The organism is Paenibacillus ferrarius, from assembly GCF_002027705.1.
Classification (GTDB): domain Bacteria; phylum Bacillota; class Bacilli; order Paenibacillales; family NBRC-103111; genus Paenibacillus_E; species Paenibacillus_E ferrarius.
In genome coordinates, this window is the sequence record NZ_MBTG01000014.1 from 172501 (window position 1) to 185549 (window position 13049).

Genomic DNA, 13049 nt, shown 5'->3' on the forward strand with positions numbered 1-13049 from the left:
TATGTGAAAAAGGTATTATTTGTACCTTTGTTACTATTTTTACTCATAGGATGGGTTTATCTAGACATTGAAAAAGGTGTAAAAGAAGCTGCTGTAGCCAAACAAAGTCCTTTCCACTATGCCGATTTTCAGATGTATAATGAGGGACAAGATTTATATGATTCGCTTTTTTCCGATATTCAACAATCGAAAGAGTACATTTATATACATTTTTTTATCATCCGAAACGATGAAATTAGTAATAAATTCCTTGGTTTATTGGTGGATAAGGCCAAACAAGGAGTCGAAGTTAAGTTATCGACAGATCGAATGGGAAGCTTTCTGTTGAAGAAATCTATGCGAGAAAGATTACGAAAGGCTGGGGTGCAATTTACGTTTAGCGGAAAGCCTAAGTTTCCTCATTTGTTCTATACTTTACAAAATCGGAATCATCGCCGGATTATTGTGATTGACGGGACGACCGCATATATTGGCGGTTTTAACATGGGAAAGGAACATTTAGATCAAGATAAGCGCTTTGGCCATTGGGAGGATTATCACTTTCGTATCCGTGGTGACGGCGCTCAAGAAATGGAAAGACAATTTTTGCTTGATTGGAAAAATAACGCGGGTGACAGTTTTCCTGTTCATACTGGCTTCCTCAATAATGGAAATACGCGTTATGAGTATTTATTTACGGACGGAAAAGGATTGGCAGAGCGATATCAAGACTGGATAATGAAGGCAAGTAATTCGATTGTGATTGCCTCACCTTATTTTATTCCAGGAAAGAAAATGGAGAATGAACTGCTTGAGGCAAGAAAAAGAGGTGTTTCTATAAAAATTTTAGTTCCGCTTAATCGTAATTTCCCTTTGATAAAACAAGCTGCATATCCGTACTTAAGAGAACTCTTGAAACATGGGGCGGAAATTTATTTATATCAGAACGGTTTTTTTCATGGAAAGGTTTTGAGCATTGATGGAAAGTATGTGATGACGGGTACCCCTAATTTTGATACTCGCACCTTTTATCTTAATAATGAATCAGTATGCTTGATTTATGATGGACCGATTATAGCGGAGATTCAGCAAAAGTTACAGGATGATTTTCGGATATCAAAGCGTATTCCTGATACTTATTTTGACGAATTGAATATATGGGATCGATTATTGGAGAGGACGATTTCGATAGTCTCTTTTTATCTCTAGCGATTGTGTTGATGAGGGGGCAAAACAGACGACTTAGATGGAAAATTTGTTAAATTAAAGGGTTTCAAAAACAAAGCTAGAATTCTACCTACACAACTTATTGAATTAGGAGAATGAAAATGATTCGAAAACAGAAGCTTATCGGGATGGTAGGTATTCTAGGAATTTGTGGGCTGATGTTTGGATCTTCAGTGTTAGCAGACTCGAGCAAGTATGAGGACGTACCAGATGGATATCTTTATAAAAGTTATATTGAAGAGCTGTCGGCGCGGAAGCTGGTCGAAGGAACGGCAGACGGACGATTTTCTCCCGATTCGCCACTGACCAGGGAGCAGTTCGCCAAGCTGGCCGTAACGGTGTTCGGTTTGCCAGCCGCAAATGGTGACGTTCCGTTTCAGGACTGAACCGAGGCATGGTCGATGCCTTATATTTCTTCAGCATACAGAAGCGGTATTATCCAAGGGACAAGTGAGGAAAGTTTCTGACCTAAGCAGCATGTGAGCAAGCAGGAAGCGGCAGTTATGCTAAGCAGGCTGTTTCCGAGCGACGCTATACAGAAGAATGAACAGGATTGGTCTGGGGGAGCGTTGGCCTTCTTTCGCAAGGACATACTCTCCCTCCCGATGCAGTCGATATTGAATGACGTGCAGGCTCCTTTAAGTCGAGGGGAGGCAGCCGCGCTGCTCAGCCTTACGTTGCTTACTTGGGAACAAGGGAGGGCATCGGCCGATGTAGGCCGTAATATCGTTCATGAAACCAATCCTCAACCAGGAGCAATCTTGACGAGTTCCAATGCGGGGAAACAAGAGCATGCCCTAAGTCTTGACCCGTCTCATCCGAAAGAAGTCACAGTCAATGTCAAGGCAGGCGAGACCCTGTTAGTCCAGGCAGAGCTGAAGAAACATAAGACATACATGCTGGAAGCACATGGTGAAAATCAGGCCGTGTTAGACATGGTGATGTCGAATGCGGAAGGAACTGTATTGAATCAAGGACATCTCAGTACAATGCAAGTAACGGCAGAATCAGATGGGATCGTATATGGAACGGTTCGACCGGATCTGCAGGGGGGAGCGATTACGCTCAGATTACTTGAGGTTGGGTTGGATATGGATCACCCGATCAACCTTAGAGTAGGGCACTCCGATCAAATATTCCCTGGAGAAGAAAGCCTCTACTACAAAATCGAGGCTAGCCCGGACAATCCGATAATGGTTCAAGCCAAAGGGGCGGTTAGCTATCAGCTTGTGCAAGTATATAAAGAGTGGGTTCCGCCGAAGAATTCAAGCTACTATTTTGATAGATACGGTGCGCCTATAAAGATTGAAGCAGTACCAGGACACGATGTAACGAATATCGATTCCACCATTTCCGCACTTAATGGGGATCCCTATACACTCAACTGTACATGTGTGATAAGGTTATCAGCCCCTGCGAGCACGATCGTATCGTTTAACGTAATGGATGGAAGCTCCGTCGATCATGCTTATGCAATCGAATGGGTGAAAAGAGAATGGAAGACCGATTATAAGAAAAACTCAAACGCAGGGATCTTCTATCAATTGAGGCTGGAGGAGGGGAAGGACTATACGTTCATAACAGACGAACAATTAATAAAGCAAAAGTATGACCCAACGAAAGCACGATTTGAAGATCATTTCACATCTAGTCCTGATCCTGCTATCCCAACTGTTGCAAAAAGAAAAATGACGGTGTTCGGACCTGATGGCAAAGAAGTGCTAGTGGATGAGAAGCTTGCGGGAACGACTCCATTCAAAGCCTCCAGTACCGGAATCTACATCGTGGAGCTGCAATCGGATGTCAAGGATCATACGACGGAGATTAGAGTAAACAAGGTTGATTGATATGATGGAATCCTTGTTTGAGTTAATTATAATTAATCTTTCCCTATATTGCGGATGATCTTAATGTTATTATTGTGTTGTTGCAAAAATAAATCGTAACGAGGTGAGGACAATGAAAACAACAAAATATACGTCTTATCCTCATGCTGCTTTTTAGTTATTTTTTTCGATTACACTAGGCTCTGAGGGTAGGATTCACTCTCAGGGCTTTTATTTTTAGGCAGAAGGAACGTTTAAGCTTTCTTGCTCGTCTATGACAGCCACTCACGGAGTGGCTGTCATTTTTTTAGGACAAAAAGTTGGTCAAGGCAACAATTACCGCTTTTCAAATATGAAAGGATGATGCTTTATTAAAAGACTCGCTCAATATTTTCGCTCATTACAATCCGGACAATCATCTTACAGTAGTATTTACGAAGGTTCCTACTATGATCAAGGAGGGACGATATCTGACCCAACCTATTGGAATAATGATGTGGCCTATCACATTGAACGGACACATAAACTCACACTGGATAAACCATGTATCACCATAAAAATACCTTTTGAACGTCTCGGCTTAGATGAAAATATGGATCAAGTCGTTCTCTCAGATTTTGCATTAAGAAAATGGGTGAATCATATTGAGGCATTAAATGAAATGATTTATAACCGGTCACGTTCTGATAAAGACAATGGTGCTTTTTATTGTTTTCGTCCAACCAATGTGGTGTTGCAACGTAATGCCTCCTTTGTCGAGGTCATCTCGGAGAAATGCTATCTATGCTTAATGATTACAGTTCAACTTCCATTCAAGAATAATGATAAAGCTATGCGCATGCTCTGCAAAATGCTTCCAAAAGAAGTGGAGGAGTTAATTGCCAAGTTCGATATCATCAAATTAAATGCTACCTATGAATTGGTAAAAAAACAAAATCTGATTCGCGAATGGCTCAAATCCAATGATTATTGTGCGTTTATTGCGAATGGCAGCATTTTGCCAAGAAATAAAGAGGGCAGCGGGCCACTGGAGGGTGCCTTGCCTTTTATATCCCCGGAAGATAATGAAGTTGAAATTTGTGGTTTGCGAGGAATGGGAATAAAACATGGTGTGACAGTCATCACCGGCGGTGGTTATTCGGGTAAAAGCACATTGCTGGATGCACTAAATTCGGGGATTTACAACCATTGCACAGGCGACGGACGAGAATTTGTGATAACAGATCAAAGTGCAATGGAAATATCTGCTGAGGAAGGCCGTTCCATAAAAAATATCAATATTACGCCTTTCATCAAATGGATACCCAATAGTTCGGCTGAACAGTTCTCGACTGACTACGCCTCAGGTTCCACATCTCAAGCTGCAAATATTATGGAGGCAATTAACGTCGGATGTAAGCTTCTTCTTATTGATGAAGACAGAAGTGCGACGAATTTTATGATTCAAGACATCAAAATGCGTTCATTAATCAAGCATGAACCCATTACACCTTTTACGGAACGTGTTAGGGAGCTTTATGAGGCTGCTCACGTATCTTCCGTTCTTGTTATTGGAGGTAGCGGTGAATTTTTATCCGTTGCTGATCAAATTATCCTGATGGACAATTTTGTGCCAAAAAACGTAACCCAGGAAGCAAAAAAATTATGTGAACACGACAAACCACGCGAACGCATCCCCCATACAAAATGGGAGATAGAAAGAAACATAACCGCCGATCACTTTTCGAGCTATCCACAGGGCAGTGGTACAGAAAAGCTGATGGTTTCAACGATGGGATACTTGATGATAGGCGATGAACAAATTGATATCAGAGGGCTTTACAATATCACATCACACGCCCAGCTTGCAGCTATTGCCTTTTTAATTCGAAAAATCGCTATAAGTAATCAGGATCGCCTCATCTTTCTTCATGAAAAGATCAAAAAAGCTCTCGAAGATATGGAGAGAGAAGGCGTGGATATTGTATTTTCTTCCTTTTTTCCTGGTTTTGAAAGATGGCTTGAATTACCAAGAATTAATGAAGTATTATCTGTCATAAACCGAATGAAACATTTGGATTTTATAGACTAGCCCTCTAACGCGGGTTACGGATAATGAACAAAAAAATCCGCATGAGCGGATTTTTTGTTTTTCTTACCACAATAGAAAGTATAAGTTTTCGGTTCCCGAAAACGTCTTTCTATTTGGCGATAAAACCTACCTCTAAACGCGGTCGCTCATCTTTGAATGGCCTCGATAGAGGTTTTCTCATTCGGCGTTCTGCCACCGCCCCAAGCGCCCCTATGGCAGCGCCTGCTTCCGGAACTCGCTTGGCGTGATGCCGGAGAACTTTTTGAACATCCGATTGAACGAGTTCATATTCTGGTACCCCGCCTTGCGCGCGACGTCTTGGATGAGCGAGCCTGGTTCGAGCAGCATCTCCTTGGCCTTGCGGATCCGCAGATCGTTCAGGTAGTCGATGAAATTGACACCGGCTTTATCTTTGAAATACGTCGATAAATAGCCGCTCGAAATGTTGAGCAAATCAGCAACGAGTTCCAACGTAATATCTCCGCTATAATTTTTCTCCAAATGCTCAAAAACAAAGGCCGTAATCGGATCACGTTCATCCTTTTTCCGGTGAATTAAATCCACCGCGGCGGTCAGAAACTTCTCCAAGTAGGCGGCTAGCTGCTCATATGTATGGCAGTCGAAAATCTGCTCGCGCAGCACGGCCTGATCCCCCAAGTGACTATAGTCCGCCTGGATGGCGGTTAAAATTTTCAGCGTCTTATGAATGATTTCATCGCCAAAATGGTAGAATTGCAGCGATGTCGCTGCTTTTTTGTACAGCTGGGCGAGGAAGCGGTTTACGATTTGAAGCGTTTCAGCTTCATTGCCGGCCTGCAAATTGACAACAAACTCATGTTCCTGCCGCGGCGGCAGGAACATGGATACTAGCCCTGGCGCCTCCATGCCGTCGATAATTTGCGTCTCTTTGTTGAGACGACGATTTTTGCTGAATTTAAGCGCTTCATCATAAGCTTCGGTCATCTGCGCTGCACTCGTGTAGAAAGAGCTGACCGACATCGTAACGTAAACTTCTTCTTTATCAAAGTCGAAGATGTGCTTCATCTGACTTAACAATTGCTTTAAAGCGGGATAATCGCTTTCCTCCATGAAGATGACGCTCAGAATCCGGCTCGATTCAATCTGAAATGTCAGGGATTCGGAATAATGCTTTTTGAATTCGACCTCGATGAATTGCCTCATATAATAGGACCAATTTTGCTCAATTCGTTTATAGTCTTGATCGCGTTTCATATACGTTAATTCAAAAAGTACGATGACATAAGGTCTGTCGACGAATTCCATCTCCAGATTGCTGCGTATTTTCTTCACTTTGCTCATATAAGCGAAGCTTTGCAGCTGAGAATTTTTACTGTTCAAATCCTCGTGGATACGGTTAATCTGGCTGCCAAGCTGGTTGAACTCGCGAATGCGGCTGTGAACCGGCACCGACGAATTTGCTTGTTTAGAAGAAGCGACCATGCGCCGAATCGGTTGATGAAAGCCGAAACTGAAGAGCAGTGACGCCACGATGCTGATGCCCAAGGAAATAATGAGCAGCGACACGAGCGAGACATTTAATTTCACTTGAGAGGCAATGAAGGCATCAGGCACGACGTTGACATAAATGAGACCAGAAACAGACCCTTTGCGATAAAAGTAATAATAGTTATCTTTTTTCGTATAGGCTTTGGCCGAGTCGTAGGCCGGGGGCGCGCCGAGATTGGCATCCGTGGAAGAGGTGAACAATTGCTTGCCGTCCGCATCCAGAATGAAGAAATTGTCATTAATGGACAAGTGGTAAGCTTGAAACATTTTACGTATATCGAGAAAAGCAGCCATATAAAAGTCCTGGGACCAGGTGTTCTTCACGACGACCGGAAAAGCTTGACCTAGGGAATTGTAATCATTGGCAAATGGAATGTCGTAAAAATTGGATGGCGCAAAGACGCGAAAATTCGTTTGACTTTGGAATTGCGACTGCCAGAAGGCAAGCGGATAATCTTTGCTGGAGTAAAATTTATTGAAAAACGTGCTGTCTGCGGTCATGGAGTTTTTGTCCAGCACAAGCGAGGGCTTTCGGTAATAAAGGATTAAGTTATCCAAAAACAGCAGGGGATTCACCGTAATTTGCCGGATGTCCTGCATCGTCTTGGCGGCAATGTCATAGTTGATGGAGTTCCCGCCGAAGTACAAGAGCTGCACGTTCTCATTGAAATAGAAATTGAAGAGTTGGTTCTTAATCAGCTCGAATTCTTTCTCATAATTGTCTGCTGTCGACTTCAAGTTCAAAGTGTTGTAATTAATGACTTCGTCCCGGACTTTGTTCTTGGAGAACGTCAAGGAGAAGAAATTAAAGGAAACAAGGATAACGACGACGATGAGAAAGCTGGCGAACAACCGGATGAACAAGGAATTCACAGTTGCCCGAAGCTTGAGATTAGAGAGCATCATGGACGGGTTCCCTCCTTCCTGCAATTAGCCAATCCGTGTTTACAAATAAATTATAACTGAGAACGCCAGCTTTGAACATGCAGCGGCTTCCAGCGTTAATCACCACTTTTTCGAATTCTTCACTGTTTTACGGTTTTCCGAAATTAGGTGAGCCAGATGAAATAGCGGGGATAGGCAGCAGGCTGGTGAGGAGCATACAATCAGGGCATGGCAGGCCAATGAAGCTGATTAGGGGGGGAACGATGCTGGATTGTGCCGAAGCGGGAAGCCATATGTTAATGGATAAGCTGATAGCGCTCACAGCCGCCGAATATGCCATCGGATAGTCATTACATGTTTGTAGACGATATTTTAGAAATCGTGAAGGAAAACAGGGAGTCGTTGGTGAACGGTGAAGAAGCAAGAAAGTCGGTGGACCTGATTCTGGCGATTTGCGAATCGACGCGGACAGGCAAAGAAATCTATTTGAACTAACGGAAGGAAGTGCTCAAGGTGGAATCTACGTTAGAAATCGGCATGATTGGGCTGGATACGTCGCATGTCTCCGCTTTTGCGAAGCTACTGAATGATCATACACAAGAATATCACGTGCCAGGAGGGCGCATTGTCGCCGCCTATCCTGGGGGCTCGCCGGACTTTGAGCTCAGCTGGTCGCGACTGACCGGCTTTCGCCAAGAGCTGGCGGACAACTACGGTGTGAGCATCATGGATTCCCCGGCTGAAGTGGCCGAGCGCTGCGATGCGGTGCTGCTGTTGTCGGTGGACGGCCGTCTGCACTTGCAGCAGCTGCAAGCCATCGCAGCTAGCCGCAAGCCGGTGTTCGTCGATAAGCCGTTTGCGGTGAACTCGGAGGATGCACGGGCCATGGCAGCACTAAGCCGGGAGTACGGTTTCCCGATGATGAGCTGCTCGGCGCTGCGCTATGCGGGGGCATTGACCGCAGCACTGCAGGATGCTGAGCAGGGCGCAGTTATCGGCGCCGATTATTACGGGCCGCTCGAAATTCAACCAACGCAGCCGGGCTTTTATTGGTACGGCATCCATACGGCGGAGATGCTGTTCCGCACGATGGGCGCGGGCTGCCAATCAGTGCGGACGACGACGAACGCCGATCACGATCAAGTCGTCGGAATATGGGCGGACGGACGGGTGGGCACGATTCGCGGCAACCGCCGGGGAAATAAGACGTTCGGAGGGCTCGTTCATCGCGAGAAAGGCACGCAGTTCGTCAACACAGCCGCAGTGGCCAAGCCGTATTATGCCGGCCTGCTGGAACAGGTGATGCAGATGTTCGCAACCGGCGTGCCTGATGTTGCGGCAAGTGAGACGCTGGAAATCATACGCTTCCTGGAGGCTGCCAATGAGAGCCGGGAAACGGGATTGACGGTGCAGTTATGAGCTGTTGTCACTTAGGTCGTCACCCAGCATGTACGTTGTATGTCAATACGGACACCTATGGGGAGGTGCCAGACGAAAGAGGGGATGCGCATGGAGCCGGTTAATCCTGCCATTGAAGTCAAGCCTGATGCACTGCCAATTAGCGTGCCGTCCAACAAGCGGTCTCTCTTTCTCAAACGGCTGAACCGCAGCAAGTACTTGCTGATTTTATTTCTGCCATGTTTGATCTATTATGTGCTGTTTAAATACTTGCCGATGTTCGGCCTAATTATCTCCTTCAAGGATTACAACTTGTTCAAAGGCGTGTGGGCCAGTCCGTGGATCGGTCTCAAATATTACAAAATGTTTTTCGAAAGTCCGGATTTTCTGAAGCTCTTCCGCAATACGTTCCTGCTTGGCGTTTCCACTGTTCTATTTGGCTTCCCTGTCCCCGTCATCCTTGCGTTATGCCTCAACGAAGTCAAGAACTTGTTTTTCAAACGTTTTGTCCAAACGGTCAGTTATGTGCCGCATTTTATTTCCAACGTCGTCGTCATCGGGATGGTCGTCATGTTCTTGTCTCCCACGACGGGGATCGTGGCACACTTCGTGAAGATGCTCGGCTGGCAGCCGGTGAATCTGCTCGTGCAGCCGCAATGGTTTCGGCCGATTTATGTGCTCGCTGACATTTGGCAGCATGCGGGCTGGGGCTCGATCATTTTTTTAGCGGCGTTGACAGCCATCGACCCACAGCTGTATGAGGCGGCGGCCATCGATGGTGCGACCCGTTGGAAGCAGCTCTGGAACGTGACAATCCCGGGCATTATGCCGGCGATGGTCATTATGCTGATTTTGAATATCGGCCATATTATCGATATTGGCTTCGAGAAAGTTTATCTTTTGATGAATCCAGCCACGTATGATGCCGGTGATATTTTCAGTACATTTGTATACCGCATGGGGCTTACGCTGGGTAATTATAGTTATGGTACCGCCGTAGATTTATTTACAGGAGTTATCAGCTTGATCTTTATTTATGCGGCAAATTTTGCCGGACGCAAGTTCAGCGAAACGAGTTTATGGTAAAGGAGGATGCCAGTTGAAGCGTAAATGGTCGCTATCCCATATTCTCATCAGCTTATTCCTGCTGGGCATCGCTGTTGCCACCCTCTATCCTTTTCTGTACATGATTTCAGTGTCGCTCAGCAGCGATGTATATGTCATTAAGAACGAAATCAGCTTGCTGCCCAAGGGGCTGAATGTAAACGCTTATTCCGTGGTCCTGCATGATGACCGCATTTGGACTTCCTACCGCAATACGATCTTGTACGTCGTGATCGGTGCTCCGCTATCCCTGCTCATTACGGCTGCCGGCGCTTATGCCTTGTCGAAAAAAGAGATGGTATTCCACAAGCCGCTGACGATGATGATCGTGTTCACGATGTTTTTCAACGGCGGGATGATTCCTACTTTTCTCGTGGTAAAAAGCCTCGGGCTAGTGGACACGTTCTGGTCAATGATTATCCCGTCAGTCGTCAGCACGTGGAACCTCATCATTATGCGGACGTTCTTTCTGGGGCTTCCCAAGGAACTAGAAGAATCAGGGAAGCTGGACGGGCTTACCGACATCGGCATCTTCGCCCGCATCGTGCTGCCGCTATCCGCCGCTTCGCTGGCTACGATCGGTCTTTTCTATGCCGTCGGCATTTGGAACAACTTCTATTCAGCGCTGTTATATTTGCGCAACGACCAGCTGTATCCGCTGCAGGTTGTACTTCGCAACATTGTCATGGCGTCGCAAATGGTCTTGAACGGCGGCAGCAACGTCGGTGACAACCAGGTGCTCGATGAGCCGCTGAAGTATGCCACCATCATCGTGTCAACGGTTCCTATTCTTTTGGTGTATCCGTTCTTGCAGAAGTATTTTGTCAAGGGAGCTTTAATCGGATCGGTAAAAGGCTAGTCCACTAAACCACTGAAAAGGGAGATTGATCGCTATGAAAAAGACTCTCAATTGGGCGCTCACCGCAGCGCTGACCGTAGCTGTTGTTTCAGGATGCTCCAGCCAATCAGGGGAAAGCCCCACGCCTGCAGGCGGCTCGGCCGCACCTGCCGATAAAGCCTCCGCTGCTCCTATTAAAGAGCATACGTTTACCTTTCTCGATTACTCGAATGCGAGTTGGCCATACAACAAGGATTGGCCGGTCTGGAAATACATTAAGGAGAAAACGGGGGTCACGTTGAACGTGCAGGTTCCGCCTGATGCGCAGCTGGACAATGCTTTGAATTTGACGGTCGCTTCAGGCAATATGCCGGATATGCTCTACACACAAAGCAAGAAAACAGCCGATAAGTTCGGGCAGCAAGGAGCGCTTGTCAACATTCTCGATTACATGAATGACATGCCGAATTTGAAAAAATGGGTGGAACAATTCCCGACGGATACACAAAATGCCATATCGTCCGACGGCAAAATGTACGTATTTCCGAACCACGGGATCGGAGAGACGAACCGGATGAATTGGATGTACCGTGAAGACGTATTTAAGAAGAACGGGCTGACGGCGCCGGCGAACTGGGATGAGCTGTACACGGTGCTCAAAACGTTGAAGCAGGCTTATCCGGACAGTTATCCGCTGGCTTGGCGGCAAGGGCTGATCTACCTGCGCAACTTTGCTCCGGCGTTCGGTACCGGCAGTGATGACGGCGCGAACGATGTTTATTTTGACTTTGATAAAAAAGAATGGCGCTATGGTCCAATCGAAGAAAATTTCAAGAAAATGATCACATATTTGAACAAATTTTATAAAGAGGGCTTGATTCCGCCTGATTTTCTGACGATCGACACGAAGCAATGGCAGGATTTGATGTCTACGGACCGTTCGTTTGTGACAGCGGACTACATTAGCCGCGTGGATTTCTATAACTTGCCGATGCGCAAGCAGAATCCGTCCTATAACTTGCTGTTTATGCCGACTCCGGCTGGCTGGCCGGGGGGACTGCAAAAGAATGCTTACACGCAATTTTTGGAAAATGGTATCATGGTCACATCGACTTCCAAAAATATTAAAGACATCATGCACTATATGGATTTCTTCTATACGAAGGAAGGGCTAGATCTAGTGAGCTGGGGTAAGTCAGGCGAAACGTACAGCGACGATAACGGTAAAAAGAAATTTACCAGCAACTACGCTGACGTATCCGATATGCGCAAGAAAACTGGCCTTTCCACAGACGGCACGTACACATGGTTCGATTATGACGCGCATTTATCCTTGTCATCCCCAGAACTGCAGGATGCTTATAAGCAAGCGGTCAACTATGACAGCAAGCAGCAGCCTCGTCCGGCGTTGACCCAGCAAGAGTTGGAAGTTGTGTCGACGGTCGGTCAGACGCTGCAAAAAACGCGCGACCAAGCGCTTGCCAAATTTATTACGGGACAGCGCGATTTGGGCGAGTGGAACACGTACGTGGATGAATTGAAAAAAATTGGCGTTGACAAGGTCGTTGGCGTGTACAAATCAGCCTATGACCGTTCGCAAGCTGCCAAAAAATAATGTTGATAAACCCAGCGCGTTAAGGCGCTGGGTTTATTTATGAACCATGGAGAGGAGTCGGCGTGGTAATGGAACAATCTGACGAACGACGGGAGCAGTAACACGGGCGTTGCCCTATTAGCGTTTCGGCATTTTACTTGCATCCATGTACAGCAGGTTCCAGCGGTGACCGTCCAGGTCGGCAAATCCTGCGCCGTACATCCAGCCGTCAGTTTCACTCGGCTTGCCAAAGATTCTTCCTCCGGCAAACTCAACTTTTTGAATAAAGGCATCAACTTCTTCTCTGCTGTCAGCGCCAATGGAAAATATTACTTCAGCGCTATGGGAAGTATCTGCGATTTTTGAACCTGTAAATTTCTCAAACGCCTCAACCGGGAACAGCAGAATCGTTGTTTGGCCTATGGCAAGCTTGGCTCTCTCGTTACCAACACTCACCGCATGAAGTCCAATCTCATTAAAAAAGGCAGTTGACCTCTCAACATCTTTGACCGGCAGGTTAATCCAAATATCCTGTGACATGGCTGCAGCCTCCTAGAATATATTTTCAAACTATTCCTACTATACTCTACTTCTGGCAGC

11 protein-coding genes are annotated in these 13049 nt (G+C 46.0%); 9 read left to right on the forward strand and 2 right to left on the reverse strand.

The genetic code is table 11. The features are described 5' to 3' along the window. Window positions 1–3 precede the first annotated feature (3 nt). The 4 genes from BC351_RS17230 to BC351_RS17245 all read left to right on the forward strand — a co-directional run bounded on the left by BC351_RS17230 (window position 4) and on the right by BC351_RS17245 (window position 5103). Window positions 4–1188, forward strand: coding sequence for a phospholipase D-like domain-containing protein (locus BC351_RS17230; protein ID WP_244209055.1), 1185 nt, complete (start codon window positions 4–6; stop codon window positions 1186–1188). 119 nt (window positions 1189–1307) lie between these two features. Continuing rightward, complete coding sequence (locus tag BC351_RS17235) at window positions 1308–1592, forward strand: S-layer homology domain-containing protein (protein WP_158082124.1); 285 nt, start codon at window positions 1308–1310, stop codon at window positions 1590–1592. Between the two features lie 117 nt (window positions 1593–1709). Further along, window positions 1710–3053: a hypothetical protein gene (locus BC351_RS17240; RefSeq protein WP_079413973.1), complete on the forward strand. Its 1344-nt coding sequence runs from the start codon at window positions 1710–1712 to the stop codon at window positions 3051–3053. Window positions 3054–3528: 475 nt separating this feature from the next. Then, complete coding sequence (locus tag BC351_RS17245; protein WP_079413974.1) at window positions 3529–5103, forward strand: P-loop domain-containing protein; 1575 nt, start codon at window positions 3529–3531, stop codon at window positions 5101–5103. A 210-nt stretch (window positions 5104–5313) separates the two neighbouring features. On the opposite strand, the gene BC351_RS17250 is transcribed toward BC351_RS17245, so the two are convergent. Next, window positions 5314–7536 (reverse strand): helix-turn-helix domain-containing protein, encoded by a 2223-nt coding sequence (locus BC351_RS17250; RefSeq protein WP_079413975.1) that lies wholly within the window; start codon window positions 7534–7536, stop codon window positions 5314–5316. Window positions 7537–7869: 333 nt separating this feature from the next. Here BC351_RS17250 and BC351_RS42275 point away from each other — a divergent pair, with 333 nt between their 5' ends. The 5 genes from BC351_RS42275 to BC351_RS17270 all read left to right on the forward strand — a co-directional run bounded on the left by BC351_RS42275 (window position 7870) and on the right by BC351_RS17270 (window position 12470). After that, window positions 7870–8010, forward strand: a complete 141-nt coding sequence (locus BC351_RS42275; protein ID WP_158082125.1) for a hypothetical protein — start codon at window positions 7870–7872, stop codon at window positions 8008–8010. Window positions 8011–8028: 18 nt separating this feature from the next. After that, a complete protein-coding gene (locus tag BC351_RS17255) occupies window positions 8029–8934 on the forward strand; it encodes a Gfo/Idh/MocA family protein (RefSeq protein WP_244209056.1) in 906 nt (301 codons plus the stop codon). Between the two features lie 90 nt (window positions 8935–9024). After that, window positions 9025–9999 carry an ABC transporter permease gene (locus BC351_RS17260; protein ID WP_144028430.1) on the forward strand — a complete coding sequence of 325 codons (975 nt, stop codon included), beginning with the start codon at window positions 9025–9027 and terminating at the stop codon, window positions 9997–9999. Between the two features lie 13 nt (window positions 10000–10012). Continuing rightward, on the forward strand, window positions 10013–10876 hold the full coding sequence (locus tag BC351_RS17265; protein ID WP_079413977.1) for a carbohydrate ABC transporter permease: 864 nt from the start codon (window positions 10013–10015) through the stop codon (window positions 10874–10876). A gap of 34 nt (window positions 10877–10910) precedes the next feature. Then, window positions 10911–12470, forward strand: coding sequence for an extracellular solute-binding protein (locus tag BC351_RS17270; protein WP_079413978.1), 1560 nt, complete (start codon window positions 10911–10913; stop codon window positions 12468–12470). 117 nt (window positions 12471–12587) lie between these two features. On the opposite strand, the gene BC351_RS17275 is transcribed toward BC351_RS17270, so the two are convergent. After that, entirely contained in the window at window positions 12588–12989 is a 402-nt protein-coding gene (locus tag BC351_RS17275; protein ID WP_079413979.1) for a VOC family protein, read from the reverse strand. Between the last annotated feature and the right edge of the window lie 60 nt (window positions 12990–13049).

Bases quoted from the DNA above. Each gene is read 5' to 3' on its own strand.
- BC351_RS17235 (WP_158082124.1), top strand. From the start codon at position 1,308: ATGATTCGAAAACAGAAGCTTATCGGGATGGTAGGTATTCTAGGAATT.
- BC351_RS17275 (WP_079413979.1), bottom strand. From the start codon at position 12,989: ATGTCACAGGATATTTGGATTAACCTGCCGGTCAAAGATGTTGAGAGG.
- BC351_RS17260 (WP_144028430.1), top strand. From the start codon at position 9,025: ATGGAGCCGGTTAATCCTGCCATTGAAGTCAAGCCTGATGCACTGCCA.
- BC351_RS17240 (WP_079413973.1), top strand. From the start codon at position 1,710: ATGCTAAGCAGGCTGTTTCCGAGCGACGCTATACAGAAGAATGAACAG.
- BC351_RS17270 (WP_079413978.1), top strand. From the start codon at position 10,911: ATGAAAAAGACTCTCAATTGGGCGCTCACCGCAGCGCTGACCGTAGCT.
- BC351_RS17250 (WP_079413975.1), bottom strand. From the start codon at position 7,536: ATGATGCTCTCTAATCTCAAGCTTCGGGCAACTGTGAATTCCTTGTTC.
- BC351_RS42275 (WP_158082125.1), top strand. From the start codon at position 7,870: ATGTTTGTAGACGATATTTTAGAAATCGTGAAGGAAAACAGGGAGTCG.